The organism is Rhodococcus sp. NPDC060086 (assembly GCF_042730275.1).
Taxonomy (GTDB): domain Bacteria; phylum Actinomycetota; class Actinomycetes; order Mycobacteriales; family Mycobacteriaceae; genus Rhodococcus.
The window spans coordinates 1-22,823 of the sequence record NZ_JBHWWZ010000066.1; the positions used below are offsets into that span (position 1 = coordinate 1).

Consider the following 22,823-nt stretch of genomic DNA (forward strand, 5'->3'; position numbering starts at 1 on the left):
GGAGGTGGTTACGGGACCTGCTGCCGCGATTCCTGCTGCATAGTCAGGACAGGAGAAGAGATCACCGTCCTACACCACCTTCTGGGGCTTGACCGGATGAACTCCTCCACGAACTCCGGAGTCTGAAGCAGCGCATAGGTCTTCTTCGCGAACTCCGACAGATCCTGATAGACGTCACCCAAGAACCGGGTGTCAACCCCGACGAAGCTCCACAGGGGCTCGCCGGAAACGTCTTTTTCCCACCAGAATTCGAGAAGTCCCCGGGCCGCGTCGCCCGAGGGCGCAACCTGATGCATCGGCGAGTAGATATCCACCAACCCGCGGGTGGCTTCCATCGTGCCGAAATGCTCGACGATCGTCTCGAGCCACTCGCGGTCGGTGCGCTCCGGAAACTCCGTGAAATACGCACGCCGCGCGTCGAGCGCCTGCTGGCGGGCATCGGCGTTCGGGCCACCGATCCACGCCTTCGACACCAGCGCGTGGTCTTCGCAGTACCGGGCGAACACCGTCAGCAGCACCCACGCGACCGCGGCCTGCGTCACCCGTTCGTCGCGCCACGCCTGCCACGACGCCGCCGTCCGCTGCGCCTGCAAGGCCGCCGTGTACTCGGCGCGCCACCGCTGCTCCACGCCCGGCTGGCGAGTATCGACATCCGCGCCGTCGACGCGCGCCCGCAGATCATCCTCGAGGACGATGACCTGCTTACGCAGCGCCTTGACCAACTCGGTCGCGGAAAAGTCCGCCATCACACCTTCTCGCTCTCAGAAGCCGCAGCCTTCACGACTGGGTACACAACGAACTGTCCGCCGGGCGAACCCAACTGGATCGGCTGACCATCCACCAACGCGCCGCGTTGACCGCGCATCTGCGGCAACACCAGCCACACCGGGCGTCGGCGCGGCGCCGACAGATCCGCCAACCGCGCCAGCACGTCGAGGTAGCCGTAGCGGGCCAGCGGCGACACCTCGGTCAGAACCAGCGGTCTCGGCCGCGCTGCGTCACCGAACACCCGGCCCTCGAGGCCGGCACAGACACCCGGCATCACATGGTCGAGCACCGCGCGCAGACCTCGCGCATTCGGACTTCCCGGGACGGCAGCGTCGGCGCTCCGCACCAGATCCCACGACACACCGCGCTCGGACGAGAACGCCCGCATCGCGTCGATGATGTCGCCTGTGACATCCACAATCTCACCGTCGTGCGCCTCGACGAGTTCGCGCGCCACCGTCTGGTGGTCGCCCGGCCGATACACCGGAACCCCGAACACGAGGAACCCGTTCTCGCGCAACGACCGCGCGACCAGCGAACTACGCCCTGCCGCACCATTACCGGCGGAAACGAATGTGGTCGTGTCGGCGGCCGGCCCGGTCTGGGTCGCGGTGCGGGTGTTCAAGGAGGTTTCGCTCGGCGGAGTGGCCTGCTCGTAGCGGTAGCCCGTGCCGTCCCACGTGAGGCCGAGCCCGGCGCGCTTGATGTGCGCGTCGAGCGCGGGCCGACCCGGAAGCCGATCGAGTTCCGGGAAGCGCGCGGCGACGCGAGCCCGCACCTCCGATGGCGACAACGCTTCGGTCTGCGCGAGACCTGTCAACGCGATGCGCAACGCATCCGACGGGCCGAGGCTGCGGCTGTGCAGCTCCCCGCGACCGGAAACCGCAGCGAACTTCGAGATCGCCGCGGCGAGCCGCACGAGCCGCGCGTCGGGTGGCAACACCACCTGCGTGTCCGGCCCGGCTGCGCCGGTGTAGGCGCGGGTGAACGCACCGCGCAGTTCGCGGGCTGCGGTGCCCATCGGGACCACCTCGGACATCGGGGTGGCCACCATGAGGTCGTCGGCGCGGCGCCCGGCGGCTTCCGCTCCGGCGAGCAGCAGTTCGTCCACCGCAACCAACGCGAGCCGGCCACCATGGCGACGGCGCACCCACCGGCGAGTCCCTTCGGCGGTTTCGTGTTCGGTGAGCCGATCGAACGCGGCGCGCAGCAACCCTGCCGCGGCGCGTTCCGCGAGGCGCGGCGCGAGCGCATCCGCGGCGCCGGCCGGAGGCTGAGGCAACCGCGCCCGGATCTCCGCGGTGAGGGTCGAGATCGCCACTACCCCACCGGAATCGCGCAGTACCTGGTCGGCGAGGTCGATGAGGTCGTCGAGCAGTTCGAGGGTCGCCGGGTTCTCCGCCCAGTCGGCCTGGAGTTCCTTGAGCAGCTGGTGTCCGCGCGGACCGGTCTTCTTCAGCGCGGACGCCAGTTCGTTGCCCGACGCGAACGCGTCGAGAGTTCCGGTGGCGCCGAGGACCAGTTCCGCAGCGCTACGTCGGGTGCTGGCACGACCGGTGCCCACCGCGGACACCAGCAGCGCCACAGCGTCGTCGAGACCGAGCAGGCCCTGATGCGCCTGCGGTTTACCGGCGGACCTGCCCACTTGCTTGACCCACGCGCGGTGCCGATCACGGATCTCGGTACGAGTGGCTTTGGCTTCCTTCGCGACCAGTCGATTGAGCCGGGTGGAGTCGAGGGCCACGAGTTCGCCGACCGTGGTGACCTGCGCGGCCGAGAGCGCCGACACCGCGCGGGCACCGAGCCCTGCGGCGGCGAGGGTAGTCGTGGCGTCGACCTTGCGGGCGACATCCGCCTTCTCGGCTTTCGCGGGGGCCGCGTCGAGGTCGGTGAACACTCGCCGCCAGTCGCGGAGCATCTCCTCGGCGGTGTCGGGGCGGGTCGCGACGTCGCGTGAGAGTGCGGACGTGAAGTACGCGGTGAGACCGGCCGAGACGGGTGTTTCGAACATTACGGGTTCGATCGCGACGTCGGCGTCGACGGTGGCGGGATTCGCCTGCGGGTCCGGCCCGTATTGCGGGGCACCACCGGTAGCCATCTCGAACAGGACGACCGCGGCGCCGTAGCGTTCGGCGGCGGTGTCGTACTGGTTGCGTCCGCCGGTGCCGAGGAACGGGTCCAGATAGGGCGGGGTTCCGGCGTCGGTGTTGCGCAGATCGACCCCCGCCATCGAGAAATCGAACAACCGCAAGTGCGTGTCGGCGCGCGAAGACGACGCGTGCACACCGAGATTCGACGGCTTGAGGTCGCGGTGCACCACCCCTGCGCGTTCGAGCGCGACGAGAGCCTGCAACAGGTCGATCCCCCACCGTTCGAGCAGGTCGATCGAGAGCCGTCCGCCCTTGGCCGCCAACTCTTCCGCGAGCGTGGTGCGTCCCGCGTAGTGCACGACGAGAGCCGCACGGCCACCGACGTTCTCCTCGGACGCGAGCTGAACGATGCGGGGATCGTCGAGTTTGCCGAGCACCTGCGCCTCGGCACGTAGACGGGCGGCGGCCTCGTCATCGCGGGCAACCTTGAGGACACGCTCATGGTCTCCGGCCTTGCGGTCGACGACAAGAATGCCGACAGCCGTCGACCCGGCACCGAGTCGGCGCTTGTAGAGGAAACGGCCGTCGCCGAGTTCGTCGCCGGGCTTCGCTTCGAGCGGGTCCGTCTCACCTTCGGCGCGGAACAGATCCGCGCGCACCGCCTCGAGCCGGTCGAGGAAGCCCGCGACCGACGAAATACGTTCTGCGGGGCTGGGATCAGTGGCGTCGAGAACGAGCTGTCGCAGCACCGACGGCACCTGCGGCAACTCCACCGCCAGATCGAGGCCGCCGTCGCGGCGCAACCGGTCGAGCAGTTCCCCGCGCTCCGTCGCGGGTGAGGATCCGCCGGTGAGCAGGTAGAACGCCAGCGCACCGAGCCCGAACACATCCATGCGGGCGGGATCGGTGGGGCTGGTGCCCTCGGGCGCCGTGAACAGGCGGGCCTGATCGCTCAGGCTGCCGGCCATCAAACTCAACGGTCCTGCCGACAGTCGCGTCACGCCGGTTTCCGCGTTGGCGGGCAGCACGCCGGCGGTGTCCCAGTCGGTGACCTGCGGTTGCGGACCGCTCTTGCGCTCACGCACCACGATGGCCCGCGGATTGAGGGTGCGGTGCACCACGCGATGGCGATGCGCGTAGTGGACGATCTCGGCAACCTCGGTGAGCAGCTCGAGTTGCCGCTCCAACGTCATGTCGCCGTGGTGGTCGGCGAGCCACAGATCCAGCCGCACATCCGCCTTGGATTGCGGGAACACCAGGCCGATGCCGAGTTCCTTGTCCTTGACGACGTCGACGGGAACCTGCAGGCCATCGTGCTTGAGACGGGACAGCAGCTTGTATTCGTGTTCGACGCCGCGTGCCCGAGCATGTTCCTCGGCGGAAGTCGCTCCGGGTTTGGGCAGGTAGAAGCGAATGCGTGCCGCTCGTTCCATGTCGACGTGGTGGAAGGCGGGCCAGTCCTGCCAGCCGTCGCCGTCGCCGAGGGGCTGTTCGTCGATCACCCACGAGCCGACCTCGCGTTGGCGGCGGGGTGCGAGCCCGATCGCGGCCATCAGATCGCGGATCAGCAGCGACTTCTCTTCGGAGACCGGTTCGTGCTTCGACGGCGCGAGGAGCCGGTCGCTGATGCCGGGCAGATAGCTGCGGTGTTCGTTTCCGTCGATGCCGTACAGATTGATCGCGGAGCTGGCGGGCAGCATGCACTTCAGATCCGGGTGGTGCAGGAACACCAGTTCCTGCACGTACGGGATCCACTTCTTGGCGGTCCTGTCACCGGTCTTCTCGACGAGCCGATCCTTGAGCAGCGACGAGAAATACTGCGCCTTCTTGCGGGCGAGCAGCAGCGGTGAATCCTCGGACCGGTAGTTGCCGCGGCTCCACACGTGGTCGTTTCCGCGCAGGGTGCCGCTGTAGTACTTGAGCTCGATCAGGTACAGGGTGTCGCGAGCGAGGACGAGCAGGTCCACTTCGTGCCAGCGGCCGCGGTTGTCGCGGAACTCGAAGTTCGACCACGCCCGGAACGGTGGGGCGTCGGGAAGGATCTCCTTGATCCGTTCGAGGCCTTCGCGTTCGTGGTCGAACGGGGAAGGGCTGACCTCGACCCACCGGTCACTGTGCACCGGGTTCACCCCTCTTCCATCCGGTCGTTCACGTCCGTAACAACTTACCCGGACACACACAGTGACGATCAGGTGATATCCGGATCAGGACGAGGGGCTGTCGGACGCCTCAACGATTGGGCGCGTTCGACGCCGGAAAGGTCAGACAGATTGGGGAAGCAAAGACTCGTACCCGGCACGGACCAGCGACTTCTTCAAGCGTGGACTCGGACGATTCGACTCGAGCCAGCGCTTGATCGCCTTCCTCTGATCCGACTTCGAGGATCGACTCAGACCGAGGTTGTTGATCAGCTGGCTGACGGCCTGCGGCGACGGGCACTGAGCCTCAGGCGGATGAAAGGCCCTCTCGTCCCACAGGCGATGACCGAAGTTCGACATCAGATCACCTCCGCTTCCAGAACCGGCAGAACAACACCAGAGTAGTCGAGATGACTGATCCGCCCCACGTGAAGAGAGTGACCTGGGCCGAGAAGAAGCTCGCATTGGTACCGCAAGGCTGGGTCGCCGACGATCGGAAGCCACGCCGCTGGGCAAGCTCCGAGGCTCCGCTAACGTCCAACGTCTCGTCCAGCATGATCTCATCCCGGTGCCATTCAGATCGCAGGCGTGCCGATCTGCACCACATGCGCCCACTCCGGCGGTAGGTCCGGAACGTAGTCGGGGTTCGATTCGCTGTAGGCAACCTGTCGGGGGAAGAGGCCGACCACCGTTCGGCATCCCGGACGGCTGCTGGGCCAGGGAGTCTGCCCGTCGGTGAGCACGACCACCACATCGGGGCGGGGTCGACTGCGCAGCGCCCTGTCGAATCCGGCGCGCAGATCCGTGCCACCGCCCCCGAACAATGGAATGTCCTCGGCCTGGCACAGCGGGTGCACGATCCTCGCCGCCGCGTCGCAGGACAGCACCGTGACCAGATCGCGACGCCCGCCCACGGCCCGCCCGATGGCGGCGACCTCGAGGAGTGCGCTGCCCAGGTCGGCGTCGCTGACCGAACCGGAGGTGTCGACGATGACACTGACCCGAGGCGGGGTGCGCCGCAGGCTCGGTAGCACCGCACCGGGCACGGCGGCGGAGCGGCGCGCCGGGCGACGATAGGTGTAGTTGTCGCCGGCGCCGGACGCGGAGGTGGCCGAGCGGATCGCCGCACCCAGCAGGGCTCGCCACGGCTGTGGCGGATGCAGAGCCTCCTCCGCCCACCGTCGCCACCCGCGGGGTGCACTGCCCGGTTGTCCGATGATGCTGTGCGCCACTCGGAAACGAACAGCGTCCCGTTGTTCGTCACTGAGCGCGTTCGCCCCGTCGGGGCCCAGTTCCCACTCTCGGCTCAGTCCGTCGGCGCCGCTGCCGCACTCGAGCCAGGCCAGTCTGTCGGTGCACGGACCGAGGCCGAACTGCTGCAGATAGTCCTCCATGAGCTGTCCGGCGGGCAGCTGCAAAGTCGACGGCAGAACGGCATCGTCGGGTACGGGTAGTCCGTCACCGAACGCATCGTCGTTGATCTCCGCGTCCGCGGCGAGATTCATCCGCAGCCGATCGGCGCGGGAGGTCAGTCCGTGTGCAAGAGCGTAGCGATCGCTGCGGCCGTGGTGATCGCGCAGCAGGTGGGACACCTCGTGGACCAGGACCGAGGCCAGTTCCTCCACCGGGCGCTGAGCGAGAAAGGCAGGTGAGACGTAGCAGCGCCAATGCCGGTCCACACCGATGGTCGGCACGCGGAACGACGCGACGATGTGCAGCGCGTACAAGGCGGTCGCGAGATAGGGCCGGGCACGAGCGGCGTACAACCGCGCGGCGTAGATCTTGTCCACGTCGACCACAGGTGCCGCCGTCATCGACCGGCCTGTGCGGCGGCACGGTCGCCGGCGTGGTCTGCCGTCTGAGCGACAGATACGACCCCGGCGAGCCGGTCGATTGCCGCGGGCACCTCCCAGTCGTCCTGGCGCAGGGTGGCAAGGGTGGTCGCCGGGACGACCACGAGGTCGGGTGCCCCACTTTCCACCGCGGTGACCAGGAGTGCCCACGCCGCGTCCCAACGGGACTTCTCCGGCCGTCGGCGGACGGCGGCGACCACCGCGTCGAGGACTGCCTGGCGCAGATCCCCGCGATCGGGGAGGTCGGCGGATGCCGGATCGGCGAGCAGCGTCTCGGGGTCCGGAAGGTCCATTCGCTCGATGGCGGCCAGCAGCTCGAATCCTGGCCCGTCGCCGACACTCCCCCGGACCAGCAGAGACAGGACGTCCTTCGACGACGAGGTGGCGGTCGCGAAGGCGATCAGCCTCACGGTCATGTCCCAGCTGCGTGGCGATGGCCAGGCACTGCCGCGGCGGGTCTGGCTGCTGGGCAGTTGATGGACGAGGGCGGGGCGGGCAGTGAGAAGCTCGCAGACCGCCCGGCGGGCGAACGTCACCGCGTCGGAGAACGTCGCCGGGTCGAGGCGCGGCAGCGTCGCACGTGGCCAGGTTCCGCCGAGACCCCGGACGACCACGTCGTGGTCGTAGGTCCAGTGCAGGTGCACGAATCGGTTCGCCAGAGGCGGACTCAGCTCCCAGCCGTCCGCTGCCGAAGACGGCGGGTTGGCTGCGGCCACGATGCGGACCTCGGGTGGGAGTTGCAGTGCCCCGATTCGCCTTTCCAGCACGAGACGCAGCAGGGCCGCCTGCACGGCGGGCGGTGCCGTCGACAGTTCGTCCAGGAAGAGCAATCCTCGCCCGGCCTCCACCAGCCGGACGGCCCAGTCGGGCGGGGCCATCGGGACGCCCTGTGTCGCCGGGTCGTCCCCGAGAACGGGCAGACCCGAGAAGTCCGACGGCTCGTGCACACTCGCGATGACGGTGGTCAGTGGTAGGTCCACGGCTTCGGCGAGCTGGGTCAGGGCGGCGGTCTTACCGATTCCCGGTTCGCCCCACAGCAGTACCGGTAGGTCCGCGGACACCGCCAGCGTGAGGGCCTCGAGTTGGTCGTCGGGGCGAGGTTCGGTGGTGACGGTGCCGAGCATCGCCAACAGATCTGCGGCACTGTCGAGTTCGATGTTTCCGGGACTGCGGGGAAGGAATGTGGCAGACATGTGCATCACCTGTGGTATCTCGGGGGAACAGCAGGATGCGGCCGGTCGGCCGCGCTGCGGGACAGTGAGTTTCGGGGAGAGAGGAGGGTTCAGCGGGAGCGGGTACGGCGCGACCGTCCGGTGCGCCGTGGTCGCGATGCGGGCGGCGCCTCGACCGGTGCCGTGCGGAACCGGTCGTAGATGGTGCGGCGGTCCACGGACGCACGGAGTTCGTCCAGCAGGGGCCCGTCACGGAGAATCGCGTCGGGACCGAGTAGTTCTTCGACGACGGCCAGCGCCCCGTCTGCATCTCCGTGGTCCAAACGTTCACGAACGCCCGGCAGGCAGTCCGGACGACGAAGCGCCTGGTCGATGACCTGCAGACACGGCAGCGGAGTGCCGCCCAGCTGGGCGAGCAGTTCTTCGCGCCGAATCTCGGCGGGGTCGTGATCGAGTGCGGTCAGGCCGCCGTCGACCAGTCCGATCCGGTGCCGTTCACCACGGCAGTCGACGAGGTGGACCCGGTTCTCCCGGTTCGGCGTCCGGGAAGGCTTCGGCGACGACGAGCTCGTTTCCAGGACGGCGGCGACCAGCGGATGCAGCCGATCGGCGGTGATCGCTCCCAACCGGATCAGTTCCAGGTCGGGCAGCACCCATGTTGCGGCATCAGGCAGCACCGGGAGCGCGGCGAGCCGGCCGCGCGGGTAGTCGTCCACGAGATGCACCGCGGCGGGGTCGGTTCCGCCGACCGGCTCCACCACCAGGTCGTGCCGGCCTCCGCATCGCACCCGCACTGGACCGTCACGTTGTCCGTCCGCGCGGAGCAGGATGCGGGCTTCGTCAGCCCAGCGGTCGACGGCGCAGCCCTCCGGGATCGCCGCGGCCAGGGCTGGGTCGAGGACGGTGGTGCCTGGCATTCGGCCTGTCCCACTGCGTATTCGCAGATCACCGGATCTGCGCGTATCCCATAGGTGCCGGTGGAGGTCGAGCCGGAACCGCCTGTTGGGTCGCGGATGCGGATGGTTCGCGGCAGCCGAACCGTCCCACAGTGCCAGCACGATCCTCTGCCCAGCATCCGCCCAGGCCGGAGCGGTGCGGACCACCAGGTACACCGAATAGGTTTCGCCGCACCGTTTTTCGCTCCCCGAGGGCCCGTATCGGGCCAGTGCGACAGTCAGCCCGGGGCGCAGTAGTCCGTCGGGTGCCACACGCGGTAGGTGCCAGCGCAGCAGGTCGGGGGCCAAATGACGCAGGTCGTCCAGGACCTGCGACGCGACGTCGAAGCCATGCGTGCGGGCCAGTACGCGTAGGTCGATGTCGACATCGAATCCCGCTGCTGCACAGGCGCTGCACCAGTCACCAGCGAGACGCCGGTCGGTTGCGGCTTCGATCACGGCCGGCGGCACGGCGAACTCGCGCACGCGCAGCCAGAAGGACAGTCGGGGGTCGAACCCGTTCGCGGTCGGGGGGTGCATCAGCACTCACCGTGAGCGAACTGGGCCCCCAATCTTGGATCAGAGTGAGTCATCATCGTGGCAATCGTAGCGTGCCGCGGCGATTGCGGCCAGGGCAGCGTCGACCGTAGGCGCCTCCGGAAGCACTTCGCTCCCCCAGTCGAGCACTGGGTGTGGGCGCATGGACTGCTCACCCATGTCCAGGAATCCCGGATACGACCACCTCGTCCAGTCGTTGATCGCCACGGTGGGACGACCCACGTTCGATCGAGGCAGGCGCTATGTCGAGCAGGGCGCGGTCGTCGACTGCGGATTCGACGATGCCCACCGCCTCGGGATCGAACTGCGCTACGCGAAGAAGAAACACGGTGCGGTATCCGGGCGCTCCTGCACTGACCGCATGGGATCGAGCGTGCAGTTTCCGTCGCTACCCCCGGCGTGTCGCGACGAAAACTGCACACTCACAAGCGATTACCGCAGAGCAATTCCCAAAAGTGCGTCAACAGCGTCGGCGAACAGACGTGGCGCGGAGGTATCGTCCCCGCCGCGGTCGACGGCGAACTGCACCCACGCATCGAGGGCGGCGAGGGCCTTGGGGGTGTCGAGGTCGTCGGCGAGGTGCTGGCGCAGCCGCGCGACCGTGTCGTCCGCGGACGATGCCGACGTCAACGCCGCCGCCCGGCGCCACAGATCCAGACGTGCCTGGGCCAACTCCAGTACCTCGGACGTCCACGGCCGATCGACGCGGTAGTGACCGGACAACAGACCCAAGCGCATCGCGGCGGGGTCGACGCCCTCGCCGCGCATCTTCGAGACGAACACGAGGTTGCCGCGCGACTTGGACATCTTCTCGCCGTCAAGGCCGATCATGCCGGTATGCACGTAGTGCCGCGCGAAGCGGCGGTCGCCGGTGACAGCCTCGGCGTGTGCAGCGGAGAACTCGTGGTGCGGGAAGATCAGGTCGCTGCCGCCGCCCTGGACGTCGAAGCCGCTGCCGATGCGGTTGAGCGCAATCGCGGCGCATTCGATGTGCCAGCCCGGGCGACCCTCGCCGAACGGGGACGGCCAGGAGGGTTCGCCGGGACGCTTGGCGCGCCACAGTAGGGCGTCGAGCGGGTTGCGCTTGCCTGCACGATCCGGGTCGCCGCCGCGCTCGCCGAAGAACTGCATCATCGTGGCGTGGTCGTAGCCGGATTCGTAGCCGAACTGTTCGGTGGCGTCAACGCGGAAGTACACGTCGGGATACTGCTCGTCGTCGACCACATACGCAGCCCCGGAGGCGACGAGTTTCTCGACGAGTTCGACCACCTCGCCCACCGATTCGACGGCGCCGATGAAGTCGCGCGGCGGCAGGACACGCAACGCCTCCATGTCTTCACGGAACAAAGCGGTCTCGCGCATGCCGAGGACCACCCAGTCCTCGCCGTCGCGGTCGGCGCGTTCGAACAGCGGGTCGTCGACGTCGGTGACGTTCTGCACGTAGTGGACATCGTGACCGTTGTCGCGCCAGATGCGGTTGACCAGATCGAACGTGAGGTAGGTGGCGGCGTGCCCGAGGTGGGTGGCGTCGTACGGGGTGATGCCGCACACGTACATCGTGGCCGTCGCGCCCGGGGTGACGGGTCGCACCGCCCGATCGGCGGTGTCGAACAACCTCAGCGGGGGGCCTTCACCGGGCACGGACGGAATCGCGACATCGGACCAAGACAGCATGCACCCGAGCCTAATGGAATGGGCGAATCGCGCAGCCTCGCCCCTGCTCCGCGGGATGTGCGTCACCATGGATTCGGTACGGTTCGGTGTCGGCCACGACCACGTGCGTTCGGCTCCAGCGATTCGAAGAACTGTGGGAGGTTCCGGTGGCCGGTGGTCTCGTCGCTCTGCTGGACGACGTTGCGGTTCTCGCGAAAGCGGCCGCGGCGTCCATCGACGACATCGGAGCTGCGGCCGGGAAGGCCAGCATCAAGGCGGCCGGTGTGGTGGTCGACGACACCGCCGTGACCCCGCGGTACGTGCACGGGTTCTCCCCCGACCGCGAATTGCCGATCATCCGCAAGATCGCGATCGGCTCGATCCGCAACAAACTTCTGATCATCCTGCCGGTGGCGATGCTGCTGAGCCAGTTCTTGCCGCAGGCGCTGCCGTATCTGCTGATCGCGGGTGGTTTGTTCCTGTGCTTCGAGGGTGCCGAAAAGGTCTACGAAGCGCTGTTCGGCGGTCATCACGCCGAGGAGGACGTTCCCGCGGCGGCGCGCGGTCCCGAGTTCGAGAAGTCGATGGTCAGCGGTGCGATCCGCACCGATCTGATCCTGTCGGCCGAGATCATGGTGATTTCGCTGTCGTCGGTCGAGAGCGAACCGTTCGTGACCCGGCTGCTGGTGCTCCTCGTCGTCGCGGTCATGATCACCGCCCTGGTGTACGGGGTGGTGGCGTTGATCGTGAAGATGGACGACGTGGGCCTGTCGCTCGCGCAGCGCACCTCGACATTCAGCCGGCGCGTCGGGCGCGGTCTGGTGGCGGCGATGCCGAAGGTGATGACGGTGCTCACCGTGGTCGGTATCGCCGCGATGCTGTGGGTCGGCGGCCACATCCTGATCGTCAACGTCGGCGAGGCCGGATTCCACTGGCCTGCCGATCGCCTCCACGATCTCGAGCATTGGTTCGGCGAGCTCGTGCACGGCGGGTTCGGTGGTGTCCTGTCGTGGACGGCAGGAACGGTGACGTCCGCGATCGTCGGGCTCGTTCTCGGTGCGATCGTCGTCCTGATCATGCATTTCATTCCGAAGCGGAAGAAGAACGCCGCAGCGCACTGATCCGATCAGAAACCGGGCAGGATCAGAATGCCGGCCAGGGGATGCGCCGCTCCCCGACGGGGCGGGGCATGGCGGGCCGGTCGAGCAGCGCGGTGATGCGATGGTGCAGTGCCTCGACCTCGTCCTCGGTGATGTGTTCGCTCAGCACGTCGGCGAAGTCCTCGTCGAATCGGCGGGCGAGCTTGTCGAGGTCGGTGAGCAGTGCTTGGTCGACGGTGGTGTTCGCCCATCCCCACAGCACGGTGCGCAGCTTGTTGTGCGAATGCAGGCAGATGCCGTGGTCGATGCCGTAGACGGCGCCGTCGAGACCTTCGAGGACGTGGCCGCCCTTGCGATCGGCGTTGTTGAGGACGACGTCGAGCACGGCCATGCGCTGGAGGCGCGGGTCGTCGGCGTGGACGAGCGCGACCTCGCTGCCGTCCATGTCGCGGGCGTGCAGCACGGGTAGCCATCCCTCCGGGACGGCATCGATGGGGCAGATGTCGACGAGGTCGAGCCGGTCGACGGAGTCTTCGCGGGTGTCGATCCAGCGTTGCACCATGCCCGGTCCGAACGGGCCGTCGCGCAGCACTGTGAGAGGGATGACGCCCCAGCCGAGGGCCTCGCAGACGAGATAGGAGGCGACCTCGCGGCCGGCGAGGGTGCCGTCCGGGAAGTCCCACAGCGGGCGTTCTCCGCGGACGGGTTTGTAGACGCAACGCACGGTCTGCGAGTCGAGCGTGGCGTCGCAGACGAGAGTGGCGTTGCTGGCGTGCACGATCTGCCCGATGACGGTCAGTTCTCCGTCGGTCAGCACGCTGCGCACGTCGGGCGCGGTCACGGCGTCAGCTCTCCTCGTCGTCGAACCACGACGTCGGATCGAATCCCGGGGTGCGCAGGTAGCCGTTGGTGCGCACACAGATGTGGCCTTCGCCGCCGATGGGTTCTCCGCACAGCGGGCACGGGGCACGCCCGGCGGAGATGACCATCTCGGTGCGAGTCGCGAAGCTGCGTGCCTGGATCGGGGTGAGGAACACCCGGACGGCGTCGGGGCCTTCCTCGGTGTCGTCGAGGACGACGGATTCGTCGAGTTCGGTCTCGGTGACGGCGAGCAGTTCGACGACGACGGCGCCGGAGTCGGCGTCCCAGCCCAAGCCCATGGTGCCCACCCGGAATTCCGCGTCGATCGGGGTTTCCAGGGGGCTGGTATCGACGTCGGCGGCTTCGGGCAGCGTGGTGCCGAAGCGCCGGTGGACTTCTTCGAGCAGCAGTCCCATGCGGTCGGCGAGGATCTGCACCTGCTGCTTCTCCAGGATCACGCTCACCACCCGGGAGTCGTGTACGGCCTGCAGGTAGAACACCCGGTCGCCGGGTTCACCGACGGTGCCGGCAACGAACCGGTCCGGAGTCCGGAAGACGTGTATTGCGCGGGACATTGCACCTCCTCGAGTCCGTTCACTGTGCCATGCGGGTCACTGTCATTATCCGCCGCCGCTGCCGTGTCTTTCACCGGCATCGGCGGCGGTGTCGTCCGTGCCGCTCCCGGGCACTTCGCCGCCGGGAACGGATTTCGGGGCGTCGGCCACGGCGAGGCCGGAGAGGTCACCGCCTGTGTCGTTGACCCGCAGCACGAACGGCCGGGTGTCTGTATAGCGCACGACGCTGATCGATGCCGGTTCGGCGACGATGCGCTGGAACCCGTCCAGATGGGTGGCCAGCGCGTCGGCGAGGATCGATTTGATGACGTCGCCGTGACTGCACGCGATCCACACCACGTCCTTGCCGTGCGTGTCGGCCAGCCGACGGTCGTGTTCGCGGATCGCGGCGACCGCGCGAGCCTGCACCTCGGCGAGTCCTTCCCCGTCGGGGAACACTGCGCCGGACGCATGCTGCTGGACGACCTTCCACAGCGGTTCGCGGACGAGTTCGCCGAGTTTGCGTCCGGTCCACTGCCCGTAGTCGACCTCGACGAGCCGGTCGTCGATAGTCGGTGTCATGCCGCGATCGAGTGCCAGCGGCTCGACGGTCTGCCGGCAGCGCAGCAGCGGCGACCGGACGATCTCGGTGACCTCGAGACCCTCCATCCGGGTGAGGAGATTCTTGGCCTGCACGTGGCCGACCTCGTCGAGGCCCACTCCGGGGGTGCGGCCGGCCAGCATGTGCGAGGTGTTGGCCGTGGACCGTCCGTGGCGTAGCAGGATGACCGTCATGTGATCCAGCCTAGATGTCCTGCCGCCCCGCGGCGGCCGTGCGTGTCCGGCGACAGCTACGTCGCCGAGATCACACCGGTACCGAGCAGACCGAACAGCAGCAGGCCGATGATGATGCGGTACCCGACGAACCAGTACATCGAGTGGTTCACGACGAACTTGAGCAGCCAAGCGATGGCCGCGTAGCCGACGACGAAGGCGATGAGCGTCGCGACCACCAGCTGTGCGCCCGAGGCCTCGAGACCCTCGCCGACGGGTGCGAACGCATCGGGAAGGCTGAACAGTCCCGAGGCGAGGACGGCGGGGATGGCCAGCAGGAACGAGTAGCGGGCGGCGGCCTCACGGGTCAGACCGAGGAAGAGGCCGGCGGAGATGGTGCCGCCGGAGCGCGACACCCCGGGGATCAGGGCGAGCGCCTGGGCGGAGCCCATGATCAGGCCGTCCTTGAGGGTGAGTTGCTCGACGGTGCGGCGCTGGCGTCCGTAGTACTCGGCGGCGGCGATGACGAACGAGAACACGATGAGCATCGTGGCGACGAGCCACAGATTGCGTGCCACGGTGCGGATCTCGTCTTTGAACAACAGTCCGAGGATGCCGACGGGGATGGTGCCGACGATCACGTACCAACCCATCTTGTAGTCGTGGTTGTCGCGGTGTTCCTTGTGGAATACACCCCGGAACCACGCGCACACGATGCGCCGGATGTCGCCCGCGAAATACAGCAGCACCGCGGCCTCGGTACCGAGTTGTGTCACGGCGGTGAAGGACGCGCCTGCATCTGTTCCGAAGAACAACTCGGACACGATGCGCAGGTGACCGGACGAAGAGATCGGCAGGAACTCGGTCAGTCCCTGCACGAGTCCGAGGATGATCGTCTGCAGCCAGGTCATCGCCTCGGTCATGCCGCTGCCTCGGCACGGTCGCGGGCGGTCGATGATCGGTGGGTCGAGGTGCCCGCATTCGATGAGCGCAGATTCCAATTCACCCGCGAAACAGTACTTGGCGCGGCGGACCATCACTCGTCGAGCGTTCGACATTAAGGTGCCAGTCATGAGAACGGTCGTGTATCGATCGACCGGTTCTCTCGGGTCGGGAGGGACAGCAGAGGTATGGAACACAGGACTGTGGGCTCGAGCGGACTGCGCGTGTCACGGCTCGGACTCGGAACGTTGACCTGGGGACGCGGTACCGACGGCGACGAGGCCGCGGCGCAGCTGTCGGCGTTCGTCGACGCGGGAGGAACCCTGATCGACACCTCCCCCGCCTACGGCGACGGGGTCGCGCAGCGCATCCTCGCCGAACTGCTCGACGACGTGGTGCCCCGCGACGAACTGGTGTTGTCGGGCAGTTCCGGAATCGACACCACCAAGCTCGGCGCAGGCCGGGTGGACTGCTCCCGCGGCGGCCTGCTCACGCAGCTCGACCACACACTGCGTGAGCTCGGCACCGACCACCTCGATATCTGGCAGGTCGCGACGTGGGACCCGCACACCCCGATCGACGAAGTCGCCTCGGCCCTCGAATTCGCTGTGTCGAGCGGCCGCGTCCGGTATGTGGGGGTGCGCGGCTACCTCGGGTGGCAGCTCGCGACGGCGGCGGCACGCACCCGCCGGCCCGCTCCCATGGTGTGCACGCAGGTCGAGTACTCGCTGCTCGCCCGGGGAGTCGAAGAGGAACTGATTCCCGCGGCCGCGCATCACGGCGTCGGTGTGTTCGCTGCGGTTCCGCTCGCGGGCGGTGTGCTGACCGGCAAGTACCGCTCGGGGACGCCCGCCGACTCGCGCGGCGCCGACGACGTGCACACCGAGGAAGTGCAGCGGTATCTGACGAAGTCCGCGATCCGGGTGGTCGACGCGGTCGCCACGGCCGCGGACGGGCTCGGTACGTCGCCGTTGGCGGTGGCGTTGGCGTGGGTGCGCGATCGTCCGCATGTCGCCTCGGCCCTGGTCGGTGCGCGGGATCTGGCACAGTTGACGGGGGTGCTGGTCGCGGAAGAACTGGCGTTGCCGCCGGCAATCTCGGCTGCACTCGACGACGTCAGCGCGTAAGCGGGAACCGGATCCCACCGGTCCGTCGCACAAAGGTTAGGCTGTCCTGTCAATAGGGTGACAACGGCAGCACAGGGAGGTGGGGTCGATGACCACGACCGAGGTCGCAGGATTCGCCGAACGGATCCGGATCGAGACACAGCAGGCACACGCGGACACCGAGAACTCGGTGTTCGTCACCGAACTGCTCGACGGGAAACTCGACGCCGCCGCGCACGCCGCGCTGATCGCCCAGACCTGGTTCGTGTACGACGTCCTCGAACGGATCGGGCACACCTACACCGACGATCCGATCGTCGGCCCGTTCCTGTCACCGGAATTGCTGCGCACATCGGCACTCGAGGCCGACCTGGAATTCCTTCTCGGTGCGCGATGGCGCGACGGACTCGCGCCGCTGCAGGCCACCATCGCGTACGTCGACCGCCTGCAGCAGGTCGCGGCTGTGTCGCCGGAGGCGTTCCTGGCGCACCACTACCTGCGCTACATGGGCGACCTGTCCGGTGGGCAGATCATCCGACGCATGCTCGAACGCGCCTACGGATACGACCGTGACGGGCTGCGTTTCTACATCTTCGACGAAATCCCGAAGACCAAGCCGTTCAAGGACTCCTACCGCGCCAAACTCGACGCCGCTCCCCTCGACGGAACCCAGCAGCAGCGGGTGATCGACGAGGCCAATCTCGTGTTCGGACTCAACGGCGCGCTGTTCGCCGATCTGGCCGCCGATCTCGACCGATACCGGACGCAGGTCTGAACGATATGTTCCGTTCGACCGTGAAAGTCCTGTCGGCGCTGCTCGCGGCCATCGTCGTACTCACGCTCGGCGGCTGCAGCACCGATTCCGGTGGAACCGACACGTCCGCCGCTGCGGGCGCCCGCACCGCGACCGTCGCCGACCCCGATCCACGACCGATCACCACCGATCCGTCCCCGGCGCTTCCGACGACGGTGCGCAGCGTCGACGGTGTCGATGTCACCGTCACCGATGTGTCGCGGATCGTCGTCGCGGACCGCTCGGGCACCCTCGCCCGGACCGTGTACTCGCTCGGTCTCGGCGACAACGTCGTCGGCCGCTCCACCACGATCTTCCCCGCCGGGGAGCACCTGACGAACGTCACACCCGGTGGGCACAGCCTCAACACCGAGGCGATCCTGGCATTGAACCCCACGGTGGTGCTCACCGACACCTCGATCGGGCCGCTGGCCGTGCAGCAGCAGTTGCGCGACACCGGTGTACCGGTGGTGTTCGTCGATCCCGAACGCAACCTCGACACTGTGGCGTCGGGCATCGAGTCGGTCGCGGCGGCACTCGGCGTTCCCGAGGCGGGCGAGGCCTTGGTACAGCGCACCAACGAGGAAATCGCCGCTGCGCAGGCCTCGATTCCGGAAGATCACCCCGACTTCACCGTCGCGTTCTTGTACCTGCGCGGCTCCGCGATCAAGATGCTCGGCGGCCCGGGTTCCGGAGCCGATGCATTGATCGAATCCCTCGGCGGACGCGACGCCGGAACCGTGGCCGGTCTCGACTCGAAATTCATGCCGATCACCAGCGAGGCCATGATCGCCTCTGCACCCGACACGATCCTGATCATGACGCGCAGTCTCGAGTCCGTCGGCGGCCCGGAAGGCCTGGCCGCGTTACCAGGTGTCGCGCAGACCCCGGCCGGAAAGAACGGCAGCATCGTCGACATGGAGGATTCGGCGCTGCTGAGCTTCGGGCCCGAGACCGGTGAAGTGCTCGCGGCCCTCGTCGAGGCGTTCTATCCGTCCGATGCCCCGTGATCGAGTGCCTGCGGTGAGCGAAGTCGGCGAAACGACCGGACTGCCCGCCGAGGCGCTCCGCAAGGCCGGATCCACCCGCACCACCGTGGTGTTCGCCGGTCTCGTCGTCGCGCTCGTGGGACTGGCGATCGTGTCGGCATGCCTCGGTCAGGTGCCGACCAGCCCCGCCGAAGTGGTCGGCAGTGTGCTACACCGCATCGGTCTCGACCTCGGTCCGATACCGGCCCATCCGGCCGGTGAGGTGACACTCTGGGAGGTGCGCTTCCCCCGGGTGGTCCTGGCGATGCTCGTCGGCGCCGCGCTCGGCTGTTCCGGCGCGCTGCTGCAGGGCATCTTCGCGAACCCGCTCGCCGAACCGGGCGTGATCGGGGTGTCGTCCGGTGCCGCCGTGGGCGCCTCCGCGGTGATCGTGCTCGGCGGCGCTTTCTCGTCCGGGTGGTCGCTGGCCGGGGCGGCGATGCTGTCGGGTCTGGTCACCACCTTCCTCGTCTACGCGATGTCGCGATCGGGTGGCCGCACCGAGGTGGTCACCGTGATCCTCACCGGTGTCGCCGTCAACGCCATGGCCGGCGGACTCATCGCGCTCTTCACCTTCGTCGCGAACCCCGCGGCCCGCGACCAGATCGTGTTCTGGCAGTTGGGCAGTCTCGGGGGCGCCACGTGGGACGTCGTCGGCGTCGTCGCTCCGCTCACCGTGGTCGGTGTGGCGGTGGCGATCGTGCTCGCCCCCAAACTCGATGTGCTCGCCCTCGGCGAGAGCGTGGCCCGTCATCTCGGTGTCGACGTCGAACGGGTGCGGCAGGTGGCGATTGTCGCGGTCGCGGTACTGGTCAGTGCCGCGGTGGCGTTCACCGGCATCATCATGTTCGTCGGGCTCGTGGTGCCGCATCTGATGCGTCTGGCGCTCGGCCCCGCCCACCGCGTGCTCATGGTCGCCAGCGTCCTCGGCGGCGCGGTGGTGCTCCTCGCCGCCGATCTCGGAGCCCGCACCCTCGTGCCCAACGCCGACCTGCCGCTCGGCATGCTGACCGCGCTGATCGGCGGCCCGGTGTTCTTCCTCATGTTGCGCCGCACCCGCGCCAAGCAGGGTGGGTGGGCGTGAGTCGATCCTCGTTCACGCTCGCCCAGAAACTCGGTCGGTTGCGCGGCCGCCGCGACCTGCCCGAGCGATCCGCGCCCGGTTCCGTCACGCTGCGCGGCACCGGTGTCCGGTTGCGGCGCGGCGAACGCGAAATTCTGCACGGCATCGACTTCGAGGTCCGCGTCGGCGAGATCGTTGCCCTGGTCGGCCCCAACGGCGCGGGCAAGTCGACGCTGCTCGCCGCATTGACCGGCGACCATCCGCTCAGCGCCGGGCATGTCGAGGTCGACGGGCAGGACCTCGCCGAGTGGACTCCCCTCGCATTGGCGCGGCGACGTGCCGTGCTGCCGCAGCAGCACACCGTCGGCTTTCCGTTCACTGCGCGGCAGGTGGTGCAGATGGGCCGCGCCGCATGGGCGCGCACGGACCGGCAGGCCGCAGACCTCGAATTCGTCGACGACGCATTCACGACGTGCGATGTCGCGCATCTCGCCGACCGACCGTTCCCGGCGTTGTCCGGTGGCGAACGGGCCCGGGTCGCGCTGGCCCGGGTGCTGGCCCAGGACACCCAGACCTTGCTGCTGGACGAACCGACCGCGGCGCTCGACATCGGGCATCAGGAAACGATCATGCGGGTGGTGCGGTCCCGCGCCGATCACGGTCACGCCGTGGTGGTGGTCCTGCACGACCTCGGACTCGCCGCCGCGTACGCCGACCGCGTCTGCGTGCTGGAGAAGGGCCTTCTCGTCGCCGACGGTACTCCGGCCGAGGTGCTCACCGAAGAACTGCTCAGCCGGGTCTACGACTATCCGGTACGGGTCGGCGCGCACCCGGAGACCGGCACCCCGCTCGTACTGCCGCATCGGGACGGACCCGCACCGACGCCGTGAGCGCCGCGTCACACCTGCGCTGACCGGCACGGAGGCGCCTGCACCCACCGGATACCGATCGGGAACACTGGGTGGTGGCATTGTCTTCGGGCACTGCCACAGTCACAGGACAACAGCGAGGAGCAACGACGATGGGTGGACCGGTGATGCGCAGCGCCGCGATGGTGATCGGGCTCGCGGTGACGCTGGTCGCCGGATGCGCCTCGTCCGACGAGGCTGCCGAGTCGGTGCCGACCCGCGAACCGGCCACCGCCGCGGTGTCACCCGCGGTGACCGCTGCGCCCGCCGGCATCATCACCCCCCTCGCGGAGTCGGTGGAAGCGATGGTCATCGCACGGGGCACCGGCGTCGTCGCCGCCCTCGTCGACGACGGGCAGCAGGTGCTGCTGATCGACGGAGCAGGTGCACCGCCGCGCGAGGTGCCGTTGCCCGCGAGCGCGGCGACCGTCTCCGCCGGCCCCGACGGAACCGTGCTGGCTCCCGCGGCAGGCGTGGTCGCGCAGGTCGACGTCACCACCGGGTCCGTCACCGAAGTTCCGATCGACGGCGAGGCGCTCTCGGCTGCGGTCCTTCCCGACGGCCGCTGGGCGGTCGGAACCGCGGACGGCACGGTCCTCATCGTCGCCCCGGAGACCGGTGACGTGGAGTCGACGATCGGCGGGCTCATCTCCGTCGACGCGCTCGCGGTCGCCGGCGGCACCCTCGCGGCCCTGGACCGGCACCAGACCTCCATCAACGAAGTCGACGTCGAGGATGCGAACCTGCGCATGGCGCTCCGCGCCGGCGAGGGCGCGACGCAGATGACCAGCGACCCGTTCGGGCGGGTGATGGTCACCGACACCGACGGCGACGAACTGCTCGTCTACACCCTCGATTCGCTGGTCCTGCGGCAGCGGTATCCGGCGGGTCCGGCACCGTACGCGGTGGCCTACGACGAGAAACGTGACCTGGTGTGGGTCACCTTGACCGGCAGCAACGAGGTCGTGGGCTACGATCTGTCGACCGGTATTCCGAGGGAGCGCCACCGCTTCGCGACAGTGCAGCAACCCAACTCGCTCGCCGTCGACCCGGCCGATGCGGCGCTGGTGGTGGCATCCGCGACCGGCGACGGACTGCAGAGGATTCCGGTCGAAGGGTAGTGATGGCAGGCGAAAGTGCGAGCCGGTTCACCCGCCTCCCGGTGGGGTGGGACACCAGCAACGACGACTACGAGTACGTACCGCTGAAGCTTCCGAAGGAAGTGTCGCGGATCAGTGCCTCGCTCCGACTCGCGATCTCCGCCGAGTTCCACGGCTGGGAGTTGACCCGGCTGCGGTTGTATCCGGACGGCAGTCGGCGGGTGTTGCTGCGTCGCCGCAAGACCGGCCGTCACCTCCCCGAACCCACCGTCCGCTGATCGATCACCCGGGTCACTGCCCGGACCTGCAGGGAGTTGTTCGTGTACAGCTTGCTTCTTCGCGTGATGTTCCTCGTGCCGCCGGAACGGATTCACCATCTGGTGTTCCTGGTGCTGCGTCTGATCACAGGATTCGGACCGACCCGCGCGCTCGCCTCGAAGATTCTCACCGTCGACGATCCGGTGCTGGACAGCACCGTGTTCGGCGTTCGGTTCCCGAATCCGGTGGGCATGGCCGCCGGGTTCGACAAGGACGCGAAGGGGGTCGACGCGTGGGGGCCACTCGGGTTCGGTTTCGCAGAGATCGGCACCGTCACCGCGCAGTCGCAGCCCGGCAACCCCGCGCCGCGACTTTTCCGGTTGCCGGAGGACCGCGCGCTGATCAACCGGATGGGGTTCAACAACCACGGTGCCGGTGAAGCCGCCAATCAACTGCGGCAGCGCCGCCGGACGGTACCGATCGGCGCGAACATCGGCAAGACGAAGATCGTGCCTGCCGAGCAGGCGGTGGAGGACTACACCGCGAGCGCGCAACTGCTCGGTCCGCTCGCCGATTTCGTGGTGGTGAACGTCTCGTCCCCGAACACCCCGGGTCTGCGGGATCTGCAGGCCGTCGAGTCGTTGCGGCCGCTGCTGCAGGCGGTACTCGACACCGTGACGGTGCCGGTGCTCGTGAAGATCGCCCCCGACCTGTCCGACGAGGACGTCGACGCGGTCGCCGATCTCGCCGTCGAGTTGAAGCTCGCCGGGATCGTGGCCACCAACACCACCATCCGCCGCGACGGATTGCGCACCGACCCCGCCCGTCTCGAGGAGATCGGGGCGGGCGGCCTGTCGGGTGCGCCGGTGGCCGCGAGGTCCCTCGAAGTACTGCGACGGCTGTATGCGCGTGTCGGTGATCGGTTGACGTTGGTGTCGGTCGGTGGCATCGAGACGCCGGAGCAGGCGTGGGAGCGCATCCTGGCCGGCGCGTCGCTGGTGCAGGGCTACACCGGGTTCATCTACGGTGGCGCGTTCTGGACGCGGCGACTCAACAAGGGCCTCGCCCGCAAGGTGCGGGCCTCCGGCTACGCGTCGCTCGCCGATGCGGTCGGTGCCGGTCGCTGAGCTACCTCTGACAGACGGCGGGGGCCGACACCATCGATGGTG

The 22,823-nt window shown here is 68.2% G+C and carries 20 protein-coding genes; 9 read left to right on the plus strand and 11 right to left on the minus strand.

All coding sequences use genetic code 11. From position 1 onward, the window contains the following. Positions 1-8: 8 nt before the first annotated feature. The 7 genes from ACFWB0_RS23515 to mshC form a co-directional block, all read right to left on the minus strand. Positions 9-746, minus strand: coding sequence for a hypothetical protein (locus ACFWB0_RS23515; protein WP_378492811.1), 738 nt, complete (start codon positions 744-746; stop codon positions 9-11). Then, positions 746-4,987 (minus strand): BREX system serine/threonine kinase PglW, encoded by a 4,242-nt coding sequence (gene pglW, locus ACFWB0_RS23520; protein WP_378492812.1) that lies wholly within the window; start codon positions 4,985-4,987, stop codon positions 746-748. Before pglW ends, ACFWB0_RS23515 begins: the two co-directional genes overlap by 1 nt. Before the next feature lie 584 nt (positions 4,988-5,571). Next, complete coding sequence (locus ACFWB0_RS23525) at positions 5,572-6,810, minus strand: VWA-like domain-containing protein (protein WP_378492813.1); 1,239 nt, start codon at positions 6,808-6,810, stop codon at positions 5,572-5,574. Beyond that, positions 6,807-8,048 carry an AAA family ATPase gene (locus tag ACFWB0_RS23530; protein ID WP_378492826.1) on the minus strand — a complete coding sequence of 414 codons (1,242 nt, stop codon included), beginning with the start codon at positions 8,046-8,048 and terminating at the stop codon, positions 6,807-6,809. The genes ACFWB0_RS23525 and ACFWB0_RS23530 overlap by 4 nt, the downstream gene beginning before the upstream one ends. 83 nt (positions 8,049-8,131) lie before the next feature. Beyond that, complete coding sequence (locus ACFWB0_RS23535) at positions 8,132-9,496, minus strand: hypothetical protein (RefSeq protein WP_378492814.1); 1,365 nt, start codon at positions 9,494-9,496, stop codon at positions 8,132-8,134. Positions 9,497-9,665: 169 nt separating this feature from the next. Continuing rightward, positions 9,666-9,842: a hypothetical protein gene (locus ACFWB0_RS23540; RefSeq protein ID WP_378492815.1), complete on the minus strand. Its 177-nt coding sequence runs from the start codon at positions 9,840-9,842 to the stop codon at positions 9,666-9,668. 104 nt (positions 9,843-9,946) lie between these two features. Further along, positions 9,947-11,188, minus strand: a complete 1,242-nt coding sequence (gene mshC / locus ACFWB0_RS23545) for a cysteine--1-D-myo-inosityl 2-amino-2-deoxy-alpha-D-glucopyranoside ligase (RefSeq protein WP_378492816.1) — start codon at positions 11,186-11,188, stop codon at positions 9,947-9,949. Positions 11,189-11,334: 146 nt separating this feature from the next. Here mshC and ACFWB0_RS23550 point away from each other — a divergent pair, with 146 nt between their 5' ends. Next, on the plus strand, positions 11,335-12,288 hold the full coding sequence (locus ACFWB0_RS23550; RefSeq protein WP_378492827.1) for a DUF808 domain-containing protein: 954 nt from the start codon (positions 11,335-11,337) through the stop codon (positions 12,286-12,288). 22 nt (positions 12,289-12,310) lie between these two features. Here ACFWB0_RS23550 and ACFWB0_RS23555 read toward each other — a convergent pair whose 3' ends face one another. Genes ACFWB0_RS23555 through ACFWB0_RS23570 form a run of 4 tightly spaced genes read right to left on the minus strand, consistent with a single transcriptional unit; the run spans position 12,311 to position 15,379 of the window. After that, on the minus strand, positions 12,311-13,108 hold the full coding sequence (locus ACFWB0_RS23555; protein ID WP_378492817.1) for an SCO1664 family protein: 798 nt from the start codon (positions 13,106-13,108) through the stop codon (positions 12,311-12,313). Between the two features lie 4 nt (positions 13,109-13,112). Further along, positions 13,113-13,703 (minus strand): DUF3090 domain-containing protein, encoded by a 591-nt coding sequence (locus tag ACFWB0_RS23560; RefSeq protein ID WP_378492818.1) that lies wholly within the window; start codon positions 13,701-13,703, stop codon positions 13,113-13,115. A gap of 45 nt (positions 13,704-13,748) precedes the next feature. Then, positions 13,749-14,477: a histidine phosphatase family protein gene (locus ACFWB0_RS23565; protein ID WP_378492819.1), complete on the minus strand. Its 729-nt coding sequence runs from the start codon at positions 14,475-14,477 to the stop codon at positions 13,749-13,751. Positions 14,478-14,533: 56 nt separating this feature from the next. Continuing rightward, positions 14,534-15,379, minus strand: a complete 846-nt coding sequence (locus ACFWB0_RS23570; protein WP_378492828.1) for an undecaprenyl-diphosphate phosphatase — start codon at positions 15,377-15,379, stop codon at positions 14,534-14,536. Positions 15,380-15,586: 207 nt separating this feature from the next. Here ACFWB0_RS23570 and ACFWB0_RS23575 point away from each other — a divergent pair, with 207 nt between their 5' ends. From ACFWB0_RS23575 to ACFWB0_RS23610, 8 genes are all read left to right on the plus strand, one after another. Then, positions 15,587-16,525 carry an aldo/keto reductase gene (locus tag ACFWB0_RS23575; protein ID WP_378492820.1) on the plus strand — a complete coding sequence of 313 codons (939 nt, stop codon included), beginning with the start codon at positions 15,587-15,589 and terminating at the stop codon, positions 16,523-16,525. Between the two features lie 88 nt (positions 16,526-16,613). Beyond that, on the plus strand, positions 16,614-17,279 hold the full coding sequence (locus ACFWB0_RS23580) for a heme oxygenase (biliverdin-producing) (protein WP_378492821.1): 666 nt from the start codon (positions 16,614-16,616) through the stop codon (positions 17,277-17,279). Between the two features lie 5 nt (positions 17,280-17,284). Beyond that, complete coding sequence (locus ACFWB0_RS23585; RefSeq protein WP_378492822.1) at positions 17,285-18,307, plus strand: hemin ABC transporter substrate-binding protein; 1,023 nt, start codon at positions 17,285-17,287, stop codon at positions 18,305-18,307. Between the two features lie 40 nt (positions 18,308-18,347). Then, complete coding sequence (locus ACFWB0_RS23590) at positions 18,348-19,409, plus strand: FecCD family ABC transporter permease (protein ID WP_378492829.1); 1,062 nt, start codon at positions 18,348-18,350, stop codon at positions 19,407-19,409. A gap of 38 nt (positions 19,410-19,447) precedes the next feature. Beyond that, a complete protein-coding gene (locus ACFWB0_RS23595) occupies positions 19,448-20,278 on the plus strand; it encodes a heme ABC transporter ATP-binding protein (RefSeq protein WP_378492830.1) in 831 nt (276 codons plus the stop codon). 131 nt (positions 20,279-20,409) lie between these two features. Then, positions 20,410-21,417: a hypothetical protein gene (locus tag ACFWB0_RS23600; RefSeq protein WP_378492823.1), complete on the plus strand. Its 1,008-nt coding sequence runs from the start codon at positions 20,410-20,412 to the stop codon at positions 21,415-21,417. Positions 21,418-21,419: 2 nt separating this feature from the next. Beyond that, the gene (locus ACFWB0_RS23605; RefSeq protein ID WP_378492824.1) at positions 21,420-21,674 is read left to right on the plus strand and encodes a DUF5703 family protein; all 255 of its coding nucleotides are present in this window, start codon (positions 21,420-21,422) and stop codon (positions 21,672-21,674) included. A gap of 42 nt (positions 21,675-21,716) precedes the next feature. Then, positions 21,717-22,781, plus strand: coding sequence for a quinone-dependent dihydroorotate dehydrogenase (locus ACFWB0_RS23610; protein WP_378492825.1), 1,065 nt, complete (start codon positions 21,717-21,719; stop codon positions 22,779-22,781). Positions 22,782-22,823 lie beyond the last annotated feature (42 nt).